The following is a 15,697-nucleotide window of genomic DNA, read 5'->3' as shown; positions in this document are numbered from 1 at the left end:
GGCCCGGCATGGGGTGATGTCGATACCTTTGCGATCGATTCGACCGACGATTTTGTCCCCGAGTCACCACCGGAACTGACCAGCGAAGCGTACGCGGAAGCCTACAACGAAGTGCTCGAATTGGGCTCGATTGACAGTGAAGTTCGCACCGAGGATCAAACCGAAGCAGGCCTCTTCTGGGCCTATGACCGCGCAGGATTGGGAACTCCTCTGGCACTCTATAACGACGTGCTGATTCAGATTGCCGAGCAGCAAGGCAATACGATGGAAGAGAATGCGGCGTTGTTCGCGCAGGCCTCGGTCGCGATGGCCGACGCTGCGATCGTGGCGTGGGAAACAAAGTTCAGTGAAGAATTCTGGCGTCCGGTCACGGCGATCCAAGCCGGTGATGATGACGGCAATGACCTAACCGAAGGCGATGCCGACTGGGTCGCACTGGGGGCTCCCAACGGCGAAGACCTAAGCGGGTTCACTCCCCAATTCCCAACCTACATCTCAGGTCATGCGACATTCGGTGGCGCATTGTTCACAACGCTGCAAGAATTCTACGGCACCGATGACATCGCCTTTGAGCTTACGTCCGAAGAACTCGAAGTGCTGTTGGAGAATCCTGAATTGCAGGAAGCTTATGGTATCGATCTTGACGACGCGACGCGTTCGTTTGACTCGTTCAGCGAAGCGATGGCCGAGAACGGTCGCAGCCGTGTCTACTTGGGTATTCATTTCAATTTCGATGACACCGTCGGTCAAGAAGTCGGCAGCGCGATTGCCACCAATGTGGCGTCCGAGTTTTCCGTCGCGGCAACCGATGACACGTCCGAAAGTGACAACGACAAACCGAACGACCGCAACAACGGACAACCCCAAGACAATCAAGACCGTGCCAGACTCAATCGCATCGCATTGGTGGATGCTGCTTTAGCCGACGAGGGATTTCTATTTTAACAGGCGAGTTCAATTATCATGTCTCGGTGGTTAACCGCACCGATAAAGGGCTCTTTGTCATGAGGCTCTATCGCGATCGCCGCAATTGCCTCGCTCGTCCTGCGACAATCTGAACCTGTCGTCAACTGCATAAAGAAGACGCCCTCGTTAAACGTGGGACGTTCGGGGCGGCCTTTGTCGAAGTTGAGTGGAGGTCCATGTTGCTCAGCCCCAGCCGGTGCAAGTTGCTGGCTTGCAGATCGTGACCATGCAACCGGTCTGCAGACGTTCGCTCAACATCGTGCGGTTGAGCTCGCGGTGAAACTGCGTGCAGTAAATCGGTTTGCTCTCGATTCGAAACGCCTGATTTTCGGTTCGCTCAATCGAGGCCAAAACGATCGCTCCGGGCGGCAAGTGGGTGACGCAATCTTGGTGCCCTATCGGGGCAAGAAAACGCTCCGGTAGCTGTCCAAAAACAGGATCCTCGCGGCCAGCCGGAGTCAAGCGAACTTCGACCGCACAAACGATCATGATACCGCCGCATGTGCGAACCATTATAATTGCGACCGGCCATCCGAACACTACGTGGCATTTGTATCTCGTTTTTTCAACTCCCCACGAGAACTCTCTATGAAGAAATGGAATTTCACAATTGGCTTGGCAATCGCTGTGGTTGCTGGTCCGTCATTAGCGACTGCTGCGGATCCAGAAAGTCGCATCGACCTGAGTCATTGGAAGTTGACGTTGCCAACGGATGCATCCAATCGGTTCAGCGGGCACCCAAGCGAAGTATCCGCGTCAAAGCTGGTTGCTGGATTTCAAAACGCCTATTTCCAGACCGACGCAAGGGGTCATCTGGTTTTCTGGTGTCCGGTCAACGGTGCCACCACCGAAGGAACTGAATTCCCGCGGTCCGAACTTCGCGAGATGCCTGATCCGAACGCCCCAGATGTGAATTGGCCGGCCCATGGCACTCACATTCTGGACGCACGTTGCCGGGTGATGCAGGTCCCCAGCAACTCAAAAGTGATCATCGGCCAGATCCACAGTTACACGGGGAAGACGAAGCCGCTGATTAAACTGCAATACTTCAAAGGCCGCGTTGAAGCATTGGTCAAGGTCAGTCCGAATGCGGGCAAGGATAAAAAGTTAACCTTTTCCGGCGGCGATTTGAACAGCGAGATCGCGTATCAAATCAAACTGCATGACGGTGTGCTAACGGTTACGGTCAATGGTGTAACGCAAACGCAAAACATTTTGCAGAACGATAACGACTGGGCCGACCAAACGTTCTATTTCAAAGCGGGTGTGTATCCTCAGGATAACGAAGGCGATGCGACCGAGGGAGCCCGCGTCGTGTTCACGGCCCTGAATGTTACTCATCACCCAAACCGCTTTTCATCGAAATGAAACGTCCAGTGGAAAGCGGCCATCTAAATGTTGGCGAATGCGCTAGCTGATCCGCCTCTCTTGCGTGTCGCACTCGGCGATCTACTGGCGATTTTGAAAACGCCATGATTGACCGTGGCCTCTCGAGGGGGCTCAAACGAGCAATTGCCCCCTACATAATATATCGTTTTTCTGTGGCACCCTATTGCATCATATAACGCATAGGTGATGGAGCAGAGGCACCTTCTGGCGGCCCCCCCCTCTGCTTCGATCGCTGGCTCGGTGGCGCAGTATCCTCCGATGCATGGTTCAATCGAGCCCAATCGCTCCACACACCGCTTGCTCCCCACGATCCACCATGGCGTCGTGAGTTCGCGATTGTCGTAGAGTCATTGCGATTCGATTTCTCAAACCGCCTCTGCTCGCCCGACGCCGCAAGTGACGCGAAAAAAAGGAAGGCTTTCGAGTGACAATGCAATCACCCTTCGGACCTTGAAAATGGAAGTACTGCATGAACGGTCTTCGCCGACTCGGATTCATCGGCCTCACCCCCACTCGCCAATCGCGATGGTCTCGGCAATCAAGACGACGAACAAGCCGGTGACGACCGCCGATCCCGTATCGGTGTCGAAGGCGTGACGCTGGAATTGATTGACAGCGATGGGAACCTGGTCGACACGACCGTCACCAATAGCGATGGAAATTATCAATTCGATTCGTTCGATCGTAGCGGGAAACACCAAGTCCAGATTGCCGCGTCCAACAACGTCACTGTGATCGGATCCGATTCCATCAACGTGCTGATTCGCAATGGCGACTCGCATCGGAAGAACATCCATTCTGCAGTCACGGTCTAGGAAGGACCGGATTATTACCGAGGTAGCGGCTGTGTTTGGAAGTCAGTTGCTGTCAAAGCGTCCCTAGTTGGGCACGACTTCATCTACATCGCTTCAGGAGAGATCCAATGATTCATCGAACGAACATTCAGGCCCTTGACGCCTGGTTCGCATCACTCGCCAACGATCGGGATTCGGTATGGGACCAGGAGGTACAAGATCAAGCGAGCGAGTCGGAATGGGTGATTTCGACGACGGATTTCACCCCACCACTGTCACGCGAATCGGCCCTGTTCCGCGAATCGGCCCTGTTCCCCGAATCGACAAGGCCGAATCCCACCGCAAAGCCAGCTGCACTTCGCGGGCTTCGACAAAGAATTTCGCGGTTCGGCGTGTGACCAAGAATTATCGAAATTGATCTTCAATATCAGCCACGCTAACTCGCATTTCATCACGACAGCATCCGATTGAAATCAACCCTAGATCAGATGCAGTGGCTTTCATTCCGATATCTTCATCCTCGAACTCAATAATATCGTCAAGTATGACTGCATCGACGTTATCGTCGCAGAAAGTCGAGACGGATGCGAGCTTGGGTGACGCTGCTGCCAGAGTCGCGTTGGTCCCAACCGCTAACGCAGAGATGCCTCTATACTCTTCAAACGAATCAGCACTTCGTTTCGTCGCAGCGGTCCGGGAGTGAAGGGCGGATCGTAGCCTGCGGTTTCAGCCGCTTGCTCGGCAACCAATCCTTTCTGCTCGATCCACGCTCGCAGCTTCGCTTCGGCCTCGCTCGCGGTCTTGGTATTCATGATGCCTGAGAAGCGAATCACCGCAAAACGGCCACCTTTGCGTTCGCGGATTTTAACGTCCGCGGATACCGGCTCAGGCGGACCTTCGGAAGCAACCTGCTTAGGAATCACAAACCCCATTTGACCTTTGGTTTCCTCCTCGCCCGCTTCCATAAAGACCGGCGTGGTCATCTCGATTTTTTGCTTGGCTTCGTTTCCGCCGCTGATGTAGCCAAACAGACGCATGAAGCTGCCGTCACGACCTTTGGAATCACGCTTCATTTCGGTCGCGGCCAATTTCAGATCAGGATAATCGCGGATCTCAAACTCGCCGTCGGTTTCGACCACCGTGTACTCGGCCGATTCGTACCCGGCAAACGCCCTCATATTCCAAGCAAAGATGCCTGCGACGACGACCAATAGGATCAGGGTAATGTGACTCATTTTTCTTCTCGTCATCGAACAAATCCCGGTGCCAGGGTTCCAAGAGGGGAAAGATTGACCACCAGAACTGTAGATAGACGGCAAGAGATGCGAATCGACCACGCCGAGGTTCACCTATTTGACTTGACGCCACACCTTGATGTCATCCACTTCGACACCATCCCCTTGGCAGCGAAAAACCAGCGTCGGTTTCTTGACGCCAAATGTGGGATGACTCGCTTTAAGCGTTCCGTCGCCGTCGATCGTCGCGGTCACGTAGGTTTCCCAAGTGGTCAATCGCAGCGTGTACCAACGGTCTTTTTCGAACGACATCGACTCGTTTGCAAGCACTTCGTTGGGATCCTGTTTGGGATTTTTCTTGTCGACGTGCTTCATGATTTTCCACGCACTTGGGGTGACGATCACTGAAAACAGGTGTCCCTTTTTGTCGAGTTCGCCGGGTGCCGGATCAAAGCCAAAATGAAACGCCTTGGCATCGCCGAGCAAGCGGAATCGCAACTGGTAAACCGCGTTGTTGGTTTCCACGGGGAACCGGGCAGCCGCCGCATGCTTGTCCGACGCTACTTCGCTGACTTTGAGCACTCCATCTTTGACAGCCCAGTTTCCGGTATTGATATGCCACTTGCTATCGAGCGAGTCGGAATCAAACGTTTGATCGACGACCAGCTCGCTATTGGCCGGTGGAGCCTGCTGGGCAACCGCCAAGCTACTGGAAAGCAAGCAAACACAACACGCCGCAAGTGAGATTCGAATCATCATGGGAATATCCACCAGTGAAAAGGGAAGTGAGTAAAGTGGAAAGACGACAAAAAAGATTGTACCAGCCAATCAACCCGACCGAAAAACTCGCCCGTCATCATCATTTGATCCCGCGCAAGTCAGATCTCCGCTGTCCTTAACTGCAACCGCCGTAGATTAAGAGTACGATTAAGATTAAGTAGGAAAAACGAGTCCTGTTGGGGTGACATTTTAATTTTTGGTATTCCGTGGCCCTTGCTGGCGAAAACCAACGCATTGGTTTGTAGACCACCTTTACCATTGCCGCTTCTCTCGGAATCACGACTCATGTATCGCCTGCTCCCCCAACTCGCCATATTTGCGCTGATCGCCTGCTCGAACATCGCCACTGCACAGCCTCCAGGGCGTGGTGGCCCGCCGGGATTTGGGGGTCCCGGTGGGTCACCGATCGAGATGATCAGCCAAATATTTGATCAGGCCGATGCGAACCGTGATGGCTGTTTGAGCAAGCAAGAATTGTATCTCGCAATGCAAACGATGCAGGCGAACAATCAACGCGGGCGTGGTGGGCCACCGCCACAAAACAATGCCTATGGTGCCCCGGCTGGTCGCGAAATGGATCGCCAGCCTCCCGCAGGCGAACATGCCGGTCCGCCACCAAGTCCAGGCCAAGTGCTTCCTGATTTTATCGTCGAATCACTTGAATTGACCGACCGACAAACTCGCCAATTGAATGCGTTGCAGTCCGATGTCACTAAACGACTCGCGGGCATCCTGACGGACGAGCAGGAAGCGAAGCTGCAAACTCCACCCCCGCCGCGCCATGGTGGCCCCGACGCTGAAGATGGTGAACGGGGTCGCCCGCAGCGGCCTGAGTAAAGCTCGCAACACCCTTAGCAAGCAACGCCAAGTCGTTTCATCGCGAGCATTCACCGCTCGCGTCTCGGCGGCTACGAAACCGCCAAGACATTGGCGCCCTTGATCTGCCCACGGCGGAGGTTGCGAAGCGCCTCGTTGGCTTGATCCAGTGGATACAGTGTGACTTCGGGCCGCAGTGGGATCTCGGCCGCCAATGGCAGAAACTCGGCAATATCACGGTGGGTTAAATTTGCGACCGATTTGATTTCACGTTCCATCCACAAATGTTCGTGATAGCTCAATTTCAGCAGTTCGTCTTTGTCCGCATCCTCTTTGCGGATCGCGTTGATCACCAGCCGCCCGCCGGGGCGAAGTTTCTTCATCGATTCGACGACCGGTTTCCAAGCTGGCGTGGTGTCGATGATCGCTTGCAGCGGCTCGGGCGGCACCGCATCAACGCCACCGGCCCAATCGGCGGCTAATTGACATGCGAACTGCTGGACCGATTCGTCGCGAGTGAACACGTAGACGGGCGAGTTTGGGTACAGATGTTTTGCGGTGGGCAGCACCAGATGCCCCGAACCGCCAAACCCCATCAATCCGAGTGGCTCGCCGTCGCGAAGCCCTGTTAAACGCAGCGCACGGTAGCCGATCGCGCCGGCACACATCAGCGGTGCCGCTTGCGTGTCGCTCAGTGAGTTGGGGATCGCCACCGCGTAATCTTCGGGAACCGTCATGAATTGGGCGTAGCCACCGTTGACGTCGCACCCGGTCGCAGCGAACTGGGGCGATAGATTCTCGTCTGCTGTGCCGCTGGAGTGATGAATCCATCCCACACCGACGCGGTCACCGCTGGCAAAACGGGTGACGTTCGCACCGCACTCAACCACGCGGCCCACGACTTCGTGGCCCAATACGACTGGCAACCGAGGCGGCGTCAGTCGGCCTTCGATCTCGTCGAGTTCGGTGTGACAAACGCCACACGCCGCGACCTGAATCAACAGTTCGTTCTCTGCCGGTTCGGGCGTTGCCATCTCGACGCATTGCAACGGATCTGGTCGCTCGCTGAGCGGAGCCGTCTGCGACAGCACCATCGCTTTCATTGAATCTTCCGTACCGATTTGTCACACCTAAAGACCTTCCCACAATCAGGTGCAAACGCGATACCATTGGTTCCCGAGAGCGGAAGTCGCCAACGGCTTGTTGAATTCGCGAGCCGCTCGCGCGTCAGCGACCGGGGCCCACGCACTACCCGGTGCCTGACGGCCCACGGCTCACCGTTGCGATTTCCATTTGGATTGAATCAACAAGCCGTCAACAATTTCGGAAAGCACGGCATTTTGGTCGATCGAGAGAGAATCGCCGAACGTCTTAGCGGTGATTGTCGCGTGAATCCTGTGTTTTCGCGAGCGGCGTGACCAAACGTGTCAAGGGTTTCGACTAGAATCTTCGCCATGGATCGAGAAGCGATACGATCATTTTTAGAATTCTCACCTGCCATTCGTTTGCTCAAAGCGGATCAGGGGGCGTACGTCCTGTTCTTTCTCTACCAAACATTCAAGGGCGCTGGTTCAGCGGGTGCGATTTTATTGCCTCAAGATGAACTCATTCACCGCTTGGAAATCTACCAAGAGCAATTGTGGCACGAGGAGCATCCCGTCCTGAGCGGATCCGCAGACCGTTATTTACGGGAGTGGTCTGACGCGGGATGGCTGCGACGTTTTCTGTCACCGGAGTCTTCGGGACGGCATTATCAGCTAACCCGTCACGCTGAGGACGCAATCCGATTTGTCGATACGGCGCTGTCACGAGACACTCGATTGGTCGGAACCGAAGGGCGGCTGCGGTTGGTGATCGACACGCTATCGGATATTGCCCGGGGAGCGTCAGCGGATCCTGACCGCCGATTGGCTGAGTTGATGGCCGAGAGGGATCGAATCGATGCCGAAATCAAAGCCATTGAGTCGGGTGTTGCCGTCCAGACGTATCATCCCGCACAAATCAGAGAGCGGTTCCATACCGCGGTGGATCTACTGAAAACACTGCAAAGCGACTTTCGTGCCGTCGAAGACCGCTTTGTGGAAATTGCACGCAAAGTGCAACGCGATGCCATCGATGCCGAGCGAACTCGAGGCCAGATTTTAGCCGAAGCCCTTGATGCCGAAGACCTTGTCAACCAGCAAGACGAGGGAGTCAGTTTCAATGCATTTGTCACATTCCTGCTTTCGCCTCAGGCTCAATCTCAGCTTCGCAAAACCATCGGCGAGGTCACTCGGTTGGAGGAGATCGCGTCCGAGCGAGAGTCGATCGAGCACATGCGACGAATGGTCCCTTCGTTGTTGGCCGAAGCCGACAATGTGCTGCGTCAGACAGGTCGATTGTCGCAAACGCTTCGTCGGTTGCTCGACCGGCAATCCTCAGGACACCGTAAACGCACCGCCGAAGTCCTTGCTGAGATTCGTACCTTAGCTGCTAAAATGAAACAAGAAACGCAACAAAGTGGTCAACCGGTACCGACCACGATTGGTTTGCAAATCGAAACGAGCATCGAGGTGACATCGCCGTTGGCACGTCCGTTTTGGACGCCGCCACAAGTATTTGATGTCGTTCCGGAAACGCATGTGGTTGACGTCGCGTCGATCGAGCGACAAGCTCGAAAATTGGCTTCACTGAAACGACTCGAGTGGGACCGGATGCGAGACACCATCGCGACGGCAACTGAAAACCAATCATCGATTCGATTGTCGCAACTGCTCGGCATGCGTCCACCGAAAGCTGGCGTGATCGAATTGCTCGGATGGTTACAGATCGCTCACGACGATGGTCACCGCATTGACCGCGACGCCGAGGAGATCATTGACGTGCAAACGACGGACGAGACAACCGGTCGACCGCAACTTACCCGTGTGAAAATGCCCTTGGTGACCTTTCTGCGAACCGAGGAAAAGAAGAACGAATCCCTGCGAAGAACGAGACCTCGGTAAATGTCCCAGGAATCAACCGACATCCTTTCGCCCGATCATTTTCCACCTCCCGTTCCCTGGGCGCCGGCGGCCGTACGATTGTTGCAGGGGATCGTCTATCACGATGATGCCGGTGATGCGTGGGAGCGTATCTTGGCTGGATTGACTCCGCTAAGCGATTACTTTGCGCGTATTGGCTTGATGTTGGTGGTCAACGAAGAGGATGGATTTGCGTACTTGCGACAGATCGATAGCACGGTGTTGCCGCCCGACTATCCTCCGCTTCCAAAGTTGTTTCGCAGTGTTCGCTTGACATTCGAAGCATCACTGTTGTGCGTGCTGCTGCGGGATGAACTGCGTCGGTTTGAAGAGGAAATTCACCGAGATGGACGCTGTGTCGTCACGCAAGCGTCGTTGTTGGAACTGTGGCAGTCGCTGATTCCGGGCGATCACGACGCGATACGATCGAACCGAGCATTGGGCAGCAACCTACGAAAGTTGGAGGAGTTGAAATTTGTACGCCAGTTCGAAAAAAATCCCGCTAGCTGGGAAGTGCGGCGAATTCTGAAAGCCCGCCTGCCGCTAGCTGAACTCGAGCGTTTACGTGTCGATTTGGAAGCCGAGCTAAAACGTCGGGCGGAGGCCAGCGATGATGCAGCCGCCAATGTGTCAACTGATGATACAGCGGAGAATAGCGATGACTGAATCAACGACGCGCGACACCCCGCTTTTCTTGCCACAGGATGGCAACGAGATGTCCGATTCCAGTCGTTTTCCTGGTTTTCGGCTATCCACCTTTGAAGTCTTCAACTGGGGCACGTTTGATGGTGAAGTACATTCGTTTGCACCTCGTGGTGCAACGTCATTGTTGGTCGGTGAGAACGGTGCGGGGAAATCAACCCTCGTCGATGCGATGTTGACGCTGTTGGTGCGACCGGGCGTCCGTAACTATAACGTGGCGGCGGGAGCGACCAAAAAAGAACGCGACGAACGCACGTACATTCGCGGTGCGTATGACCGAACCGCAGGCCGTGACGAGAAACCACAAATCCAATACCTTCGCGATGGCAACCATCACTACACCGCGTTATTGGCAACTTTTACCAGCGGATCGCATGACAGCGTAACACCGGCAAAACAATTTACCGTTTGCCAAGTCATGTATTTGACGTCGGCAGGCGAGAAAAAGATCGTCTACGGTTTTGACACACGGCCGCGCACGATTGCCGGAGATCTCGGCGGTTTGAGTTCAGGCAGCGAAATCAAATCAATGATGTCCGATCGTGGTTTTAAGACCACCGAAAACTACAAGCAATACATGTCATGGATGCAGCGTCAGGTCAAGTTCCGTCCTAAGGCGATGGATATCTTCAACCAAACTGTCGCAGTCAAGGATGTCCAGCGTTTGGATCAATTCATTCGCGACCACATGCTCGAAAAGAAGCCTTGGAATGACAAGGTTTCCAACTTGTTAAATCACTTTGCTGAATTGAGTGAAACGCATCGTGCACTTGTTCAAGTACGTCAACAACATGAATTGTTGCAACCGCTTGTACGGATGGGCCAGCGGTACCGGAAGGCTAACGAACGGCTGATTGAAACACGTCAGCAGCATGTGGCCATGGAATTATTCTTCGATGGAGCCACCGAGCAATTGCTGCGTCCAATGTGCGAGCAGTGGAAGATACGAATTGAACACTTAGATGAGCAGATCGAGGTGCTTGATGAATCGCTGAAAAACAAACGAAGCGACGCAGCCGGTTTGCAGCATGAGATCGCACACAGCGGGGGAGCCCGACTGCAGCGATTGCCCGATTTAATTGCCAATCAGGAACAACTTGCGAAATCCAAGCGAGAGAAACGACTGGCCATCGAAGCAAAACTAAAACAAGCTGATATCCACATTGCGTTGGCTAGCGTCGAGCAACTCGAAAAGGCTCTTGTTGCGGTTTCCCATCGTCGTCAGCAATTGATGGCCACCCGGAAAACTTCACTCGCCCAGCTGCAAACCAAGAACTATGAACTGGGTGTGATGCAGCGAGAACTTGCTGACGAGCGAGCAGAATTGGAGTCGCTTCGTCGTCGCAAAGGAAATCTTGATGACGCGTTTATCGAAGTCCGTGATGTATTGTGTGACGCACTTCGTCTATCGCCATCGGATTTGCCGTTTGCCGCCGAATTGATGGCCGTGAGTCCTCAGCATCTCCGCTGGGAAGGGTCGATCGAACAGGTACTACACTCGTTCGCACGCACATTGTTGGTTCCCGACGACTTGTATACTCGTGTTTCAGGCTATGTCGATGGCCGGCGTTTGACCGACGCTCAAGGTCGTGGTCGTCGGTTGACGTACGACCGCGTGGGTCCGCAGCACGATATACCGCAATCGGGAATGACTGATTTGTGTTTACCGGAAATGCTGGTCTATCGCGACGATCACCCGCTAGCCACCTATGTTCGCGGCCAGATTCAGAGTCGTTTTGACCATTTGGCGTGCGAAACGCTCGAAGCCTTCCAGATGGCGGGACGACGCGCGATGACGATTCATCGACACGTCAAGCAAAACGCACGACAACATGCCAAGGACGATCGCAGCGATGTGCATGACCGCCGACACTTTGTGCTCGGTTGGGACAACAAGGCAAAACGCGAAGCAATCGAAGAATCGATCCACGAGCATGCCGAAGCGATCCGGCAATCCGAGGCCGTCATTACGGCGCTACAGCGTTCATCGGACCATGCGGCAACGACACTGTCGGTTCTAGACGAAGTGGCCACCGTCACTCAGTTTGACGATATAGACGATCATCGCCACGACTTTGAAGCGTCGCAGCTTCGACTCGAAAAGCAAAAGTTGGAAGCGTCCAATGATCGAGTCACTCAGCTTAAAAACAAGTTGGCAGAAATCATCGCCGAAGTCGAAGGCTTGGACGCAGAGCGAGATCGATTTTTTGATGAGCGTTCACAAACCAAAAAACAGCTTTGCGATGGTGAACTTGTATTGACGTCCGTGGATGAAAGGATCACGGCGGCAAAACGTGACGGCCGCTGGGAATCCGCGACGACTCAATTTGCTGCGATCCAAGAACGACTTGGCAGCCGGTTTCTAACGATCGAAAACATGGGCCGGTTGCCCACCGAAGCCGCCTACGAAATGTCAACTCAGATCGCCGAACTCGAGCAATCGGTCGAACCGATTCGCGACCAGATGACCAAGGCGATGAGTCGATTCTTGACGAAGTTCCCTGTTTTTGAATCCGAGCTCGATCCAACTCCATCGGCGCTATCGAGTTTCGAGCATCTTCATGTGCGAATCAGCAAAGACGACTTGCCGCGACACGAGCGGCGATTCAAACAGCGGCTAAAGGAAAAAGTACTGCAAGAGATTGGCTTTTTGCACGGCAGTTTGGAGGACGAACGCGAGGAGATTCGCAGCAAGATTGAGCTTCTCAATGAAGCCCTGCGTCAATTGGATTGGAAACCAGGAACATTCATGCGATTAGAGCCCACCGACACCACGGACGCCGAGATTCGTGATTTTCGTCGAGAGTTGGCGGGATGTTTGGAGGGAACGTTTGACGGTACCGGCGAGGCCAACGAGGCCACGTTCAAGCGAATTGAGACGCTGGTCGATCGATTACGCGATGACGCCAATCTACGCTGGCGCGAAAAGGTCATTGATGTCCGCAATTGGTTCAATTTTGCCGCTCGCGAATACGATCGAGTCTCCGGTGCTTCGGGAAGCTACTACGACGGTGGCGCCGGCCAATCGGGCGGCGAAAAAGGAAAGCTGGCATTTCTGGTTCTGGTGGCAGCGATCGCTTATCAATACGACCTGCAACCCGATGAACCCAACAGTGACCGGTTCCATTTTGTCATGGTCGATGAAATGTTCTCGCGAAGCGATGACGCGAGAGCAAAATACGCCATGGATTTGTTCGCACGTTTTCGCTTGCAACTGGTCATCGTGGCGCCGCTAGACGCAAAGGCTCGGATCACCGAAAGTTACGTCGGCATGTACGGGCATATCATCAAAGACCCCGACACCAATCGCAGCGAATTGATCAGCTTAACGGCACAACAGTATCGAAAAATCCAGGACGAAGAGGGTTAATCGTCCATGATCGCTCCGGAAACCATTACCCAAAAAGCGAGGCGTTTGTTTCCCAAAGCAGTGGATGCGTGGATCGCAGGAGAACTCGAATCGTTTTTTCCTTACCGCATGCCTGCCGACCTGAAGGTGCCGACAAATCACGCTGACGCGATTCGGCAAGTCGAAATGCTGCGTCAATCGGCAAAGCAGACGCGTGGATTTGGATACCGCGTCGTTTGGCAATCACGTCGCAGCCGCACCCATGGATTGAACGATTTCCCGACCGCAATCGAAATCGAGTCGATGGAAGACTTGGCTCGTTTATCCGATCGCAGCGAGGACTGGAGCCGATTGCAAGTTGCTGTGAATAAATTGCGTGATCGGCAACCCACGCTTGAGCGTTGGCTGGCCCGCCGCTCCAATTGGAAAACACTCTTGGATGTTTCCAACTCGCTCGATGGATTGCTCGATGTGATTGATTACTTCCAAAACAACCCACGTCCGGATTGCTTCGCCCGCGAATTGCCGCTTGCGGTATCGACCAAGTTGATTGAAAGTAACCGGCGGCGGTTGGCGGCGTGGCTAGACATCGTGTTGCCGCCATCGGCGATCGATCCGCGGTACGGTTACGACGAGTTTGAACCACGTTACGGATTGCGCTATGCGCGACCTCATTTCTTAGTGCGAGTGCTCGATGAGCAACTGCAACACGATCTGGGGTTGCCGTTTGCAGAGATCTCGCTGCCTGCCGAATCGCTTGCATCATTGCAAGTGAATCATGCCCGCGTGATCATCGTCGAAAATAAAATCAACTTACTTACGTTGCCAAAGCTGACACGAACGATCGCCCTGGGTGGGTTGGGCAACGCGGTCACCCAATTGTGCGACGTGAGTTGGCTGCAGACATCCGACGTTCACTACTGGGGTGATCTTGACGCCGATGGTTTTGCAATCCTGGATCGGTTGCGGCAACGGTTGCCGAAAGTACAAAGCTTGTTGATGACGGCAGAGGTATTTGAATCGCTGTCAGAGATCGTCACTGCGGGCAATGGCGTTTCGGTGAGAGAGCTTCATCATTTGACGATGACCGAGACCGCGTTGTACCAGCGACTTTGCCAGTCGAACCAGCGGCTAGAACAGGAGCACATTCCCCAAACGGTAGTCCAAAAAGCGTTTGAACATTGGGGCGTCAGCGAACGAACCGAAACCAACCGTTAACGTAGGAACGCCAGCAACATATCGAAGCTGTGTCCGTTGGCGATGGCAAGAACCACAACAAACGACAATAGCATTCATGAAGTGCGAACACATGCGAGATTGGGTCAACTGACATTTTAGACACTGTTCGAAACTAACTTCGTCATTCGAGTTTTGTGACCAATCACGCGGGTGAAGTGTTTTCTCTGTAGTGGACGAGGCTACAAGTCCCATCGTGCCACGAAGTCGCTGGGACTCGTTGCCTCGTCCACTACCTGCAAAGCTGACGGTCGAGCACCGGGTAACCTGCGGGAACGGCCGAAAGGCTTCGCGACTTTCGCTACGAAGCGGGCGGACGGCCGAAAGTCTTGACGGCTTCCGCTACTACGGGGCGAGGTCGGGACGCTGCGAGTTGATTTGTTGTTTTAGGATCGCTTTGAATTGCTCGACCTTTTCTGGATATTGGGCGGCAAGATCATTGCGTTCTTCGTTGTCCTGCAGAATGTTGTAAAGCTGAAACAGCCCTTTCTTCCTGTCGGCTTCCACCAGTTTCATGCCATCGCCGGCGATCAGGGCACAACTGCCCATTTGAGAAAAGCTGTTGTTGACGATGACATAATCATGCGTCTGAGTCTGGGGTTCGCCTCGCAGTGTCGGCAGGTACGAGATACCGTCTTTGCCAGCCGGTTTTTCGACCCCGAGAAGATCCGCCAACGTCGCTAGGAAATCGTAATGCGCGGTCAGTAGATCGGTTTCGCTTCCCGCTGCAATCTTCTCTGGCCAACGCACGATCAGTGGACATTGCATTCCGCCTTGGTATCCGCTGCGTTTCAATCCAGCGCGTCCTCCGGCACCGTCGAAAATGTCGCCATGTTCGGACGTTCGCCATTTTTTGTCGGTCAAATTGGCTGGTTCGCCGTTGGGCAACCGTTGTTGTTTGTAGTCGGGTTTGGGGCCGTAATAAAGTTCGTGGCCATTGTCCGAGGTAAACACGACGACGGTATTTTTATCGAGCCCCAATCGTTTCAGCTCGCTCATGATCAGCCCGACATGATCGTCGAGCATTTTGACCATCGATGCGTACTTCTTTTCCGCAAGCGACATCGTCGGATGATTGGCAAAATCGGGGTGCAATTCGGGGATCGCAACCGGGCCGTGCGGAAGTTGGGTGGGATGATACAAGAAGAAACGTTCCTCTTGATGATCTCGCAGATACTTCAAGATGCCTTTGATGAATACATTTTGCGAATAGGTTTCTCCGCCATAGCCGACTGGTTCATCTCCCTTTTCACTTGTTTTGCCACAATCAGCGAGGGTGTTTCCAGGCAATTCGAATCGTTCGCCATTCCGCCACAGATAGGGTGGATAAAAACCGTGGCACCGCTGGTGATCATAGTAGCCTTCGTAGAAATCCCAGCCAAAGCGTTTCACCTGTTCGTGCCAAGTCAGAAAGCCGCGGTCGAGTTT

At 54.1% G+C, this 15,697-nt stretch carries 15 protein-coding genes; 10 read left to right on the top strand and 5 right to left on the bottom strand.

The window, feature by feature from the left end:
- Positions 1 to 945, top strand: a 945-nt coding sequence (locus ABX962_RS12950; RefSeq protein WP_372720011.1) for a vanadium-dependent haloperoxidase, incomplete at its 5' end; no start/stop codon positions are given.
- Between the two features lie 204 nt (positions 946 to 1,149).
- On the opposite strand, the gene ABX962_RS12945 is transcribed toward ABX962_RS12950, so the two are convergent.
- Positions 1,150 to 1,479, bottom strand: a complete 330-nt coding sequence (locus tag ABX962_RS12945) for a hypothetical protein (protein ID WP_372720009.1) — start codon at positions 1,477 to 1,479, stop codon at positions 1,150 to 1,152.
- Between the two features lie 75 nt (positions 1,480 to 1,554).
- Here ABX962_RS12945 and ABX962_RS12940 point away from each other — a divergent pair, with 75 nt between their 5' ends.
- The 4 genes from ABX962_RS12940 to ABX962_RS12925 all read left to right on the top strand — a co-directional run bounded on the left by ABX962_RS12940 (position 1,555) and on the right by ABX962_RS12925 (position 3,547).
- Positions 1,555 to 2,334: a polysaccharide lyase family 7 protein gene (locus ABX962_RS12940; RefSeq protein WP_372720007.1), complete on the top strand. Its 780-nt coding sequence runs from the start codon at positions 1,555 to 1,557 to the stop codon at positions 2,332 to 2,334.
- A 477-nt stretch (positions 2,335 to 2,811) separates the two neighbouring features.
- Positions 2,812 to 2,952: a hypothetical protein gene (locus tag ABX962_RS12935; RefSeq protein ID WP_372720005.1), complete on the top strand. Its 141-nt coding sequence runs from the start codon at positions 2,812 to 2,814 to the stop codon at positions 2,950 to 2,952.
- Positions 2,949 to 3,170: an SdrD B-like domain-containing protein gene (locus tag ABX962_RS12930; RefSeq protein WP_372720003.1), complete on the top strand. Its 222-nt coding sequence runs from the start codon at positions 2,949 to 2,951 to the stop codon at positions 3,168 to 3,170. The genes ABX962_RS12935 and ABX962_RS12930 overlap by 4 nt, the downstream gene beginning before the upstream one ends.
- 107 nt (positions 3,171 to 3,277) lie before the next feature.
- Positions 3,278 to 3,547 (top strand): hypothetical protein, encoded by a 270-nt coding sequence (locus ABX962_RS12925; protein ID WP_372720001.1) that lies wholly within the window; start codon positions 3,278 to 3,280, stop codon positions 3,545 to 3,547.
- Positions 3,548 to 3,781: 234 nt separating this feature from the next.
- On the opposite strand, the gene ABX962_RS12920 is transcribed toward ABX962_RS12925, so the two are convergent.
- Both ABX962_RS12920 and ABX962_RS12915 read right to left on the bottom strand, forming a co-directional pair.
- Complete coding sequence (locus ABX962_RS12920; RefSeq protein ID WP_372719999.1) at positions 3,782 to 4,384, bottom strand: heme-binding protein; 603 nt, start codon at positions 4,382 to 4,384, stop codon at positions 3,782 to 3,784.
- Positions 4,385 to 4,498: 114 nt separating this feature from the next.
- Positions 4,499 to 5,143 (bottom strand): hypothetical protein, encoded by a 645-nt coding sequence (locus tag ABX962_RS12915; protein ID WP_372719997.1) that lies wholly within the window; start codon positions 5,141 to 5,143, stop codon positions 4,499 to 4,501.
- A 306-nt stretch (positions 5,144 to 5,449) separates the two neighbouring features.
- Between ABX962_RS12915 and ABX962_RS12910 the strand changes: the two genes are divergently transcribed.
- Positions 5,450 to 6,001: an EF-hand domain-containing protein gene (locus tag ABX962_RS12910; protein ID WP_372719995.1), complete on the top strand. Its 552-nt coding sequence runs from the start codon at positions 5,450 to 5,452 to the stop codon at positions 5,999 to 6,001.
- Positions 6,002 to 6,072: 71 nt separating this feature from the next.
- Here ABX962_RS12910 and ABX962_RS12905 read toward each other — a convergent pair whose 3' ends face one another.
- A complete protein-coding gene (locus tag ABX962_RS12905) occupies positions 6,073 to 7,083 on the bottom strand; it encodes a zinc-dependent alcohol dehydrogenase family protein (protein ID WP_372719993.1) in 1,011 nt (336 codons plus the stop codon).
- Between the two features lie 351 nt (positions 7,084 to 7,434).
- On the opposite strand from ABX962_RS12905, the gene ABX962_RS12900 reads away from it, so the two are divergent.
- Genes ABX962_RS12900 through ABX962_RS12885 form a run of 4 tightly spaced genes read left to right on the top strand, consistent with a single transcriptional unit; the run spans position 7,435 to position 14,251 of the window.
- On the top strand, positions 7,435 to 8,964 hold the full coding sequence (locus tag ABX962_RS12900) for a DUF3375 domain-containing protein (RefSeq protein WP_372719991.1): 1,530 nt from the start codon (positions 7,435 to 7,437) through the stop codon (positions 8,962 to 8,964).
- Positions 8,965 to 9,648 carry a DUF4194 domain-containing protein gene (locus ABX962_RS12895; protein ID WP_372719989.1) on the top strand — a complete coding sequence of 228 codons (684 nt, stop codon included), beginning with the start codon at positions 8,965 to 8,967 and terminating at the stop codon, positions 9,646 to 9,648.
- Positions 9,641 to 13,054, top strand: coding sequence for an ATP-binding protein (locus ABX962_RS12890; RefSeq protein WP_372719987.1), 3,414 nt, complete (start codon positions 9,641 to 9,643; stop codon positions 13,052 to 13,054). Before ABX962_RS12895 ends, ABX962_RS12890 begins: the two co-directional genes overlap by 8 nt.
- Before the next feature lie 6 nt (positions 13,055 to 13,060).
- On the top strand, positions 13,061 to 14,251 hold the full coding sequence (locus ABX962_RS12885; protein ID WP_372719985.1) for a Wadjet anti-phage system protein JetD domain-containing protein: 1,191 nt from the start codon (positions 13,061 to 13,063) through the stop codon (positions 14,249 to 14,251).
- A gap of 363 nt (positions 14,252 to 14,614) precedes the next feature.
- Here the strand turns inward: ABX962_RS12885 and ABX962_RS12880 are convergent.
- Positions 14,615 to 15,697 (bottom strand): sulfatase-like hydrolase/transferase (locus ABX962_RS12880; protein WP_372719983.1); only part of this gene is annotated, 1,083 nt, incomplete at its 5' end.

Source organism: Novipirellula sp., from assembly GCF_041583735.1.
Classification (GTDB): domain Bacteria; phylum Planctomycetota; class Planctomycetia; order Pirellulales; family Pirellulaceae; genus Novipirellula.
Note: the sequence above shows the minus strand (reverse complement) of the source record. Positions and strands in the feature narration are given on the sequence as shown.

Excerpts from the sequence above, each read along its gene's own strand:
- ABX962_RS12895 (WP_372719989.1), top strand. The coding sequence starts at position 8,965 with ATGTCCCAGGAATCAACCGACATCCTTTCGCCCGATCATTTTCCACCT.
- ABX962_RS12910 (WP_372719995.1), top strand. The coding sequence starts at position 5,450 with ATGTATCGCCTGCTCCCCCAACTCGCCATATTTGCGCTGATCGCCTGC.
- ABX962_RS12885 (WP_372719985.1), top strand. The coding sequence starts at position 13,061 with ATGATCGCTCCGGAAACCATTACCCAAAAAGCGAGGCGTTTGTTTCCC.
- ABX962_RS12925 (WP_372720001.1), top strand. The coding sequence starts at position 3,278 with ATGATTCATCGAACGAACATTCAGGCCCTTGACGCCTGGTTCGCATCA.
- ABX962_RS12940 (WP_372720007.1), top strand. The coding sequence starts at position 1,555 with ATGAAGAAATGGAATTTCACAATTGGCTTGGCAATCGCTGTGGTTGCT.
- ABX962_RS12905 (WP_372719993.1), bottom strand. The coding sequence starts at position 7,083 with ATGAAAGCGATGGTGCTGTCGCAGACGGCTCCGCTCAGCGAGCGACCA.
- ABX962_RS12920 (WP_372719999.1), bottom strand. The coding sequence starts at position 4,384 with ATGAGTCACATTACCCTGATCCTATTGGTCGTCGTCGCAGGCATCTTT.
- ABX962_RS12945 (WP_372720009.1), bottom strand. The coding sequence starts at position 1,479 with ATGGTTCGCACATGCGGCGGTATCATGATCGTTTGTGCGGTCGAAGTT.
- ABX962_RS12915 (WP_372719997.1), bottom strand. The coding sequence starts at position 5,143 with ATGATGATTCGAATCTCACTTGCGGCGTGTTGTGTTTGCTTGCTTTCC.
- ABX962_RS12900 (WP_372719991.1), top strand. The coding sequence starts at position 7,435 with ATGGATCGAGAAGCGATACGATCATTTTTAGAATTCTCACCTGCCATT.
- ABX962_RS12935 (WP_372720005.1), top strand. The coding sequence starts at position 2,812 with ATGGAAGTACTGCATGAACGGTCTTCGCCGACTCGGATTCATCGGCCT.
- ABX962_RS12890 (WP_372719987.1), top strand. The coding sequence starts at position 9,641 with ATGACTGAATCAACGACGCGCGACACCCCGCTTTTCTTGCCACAGGAT.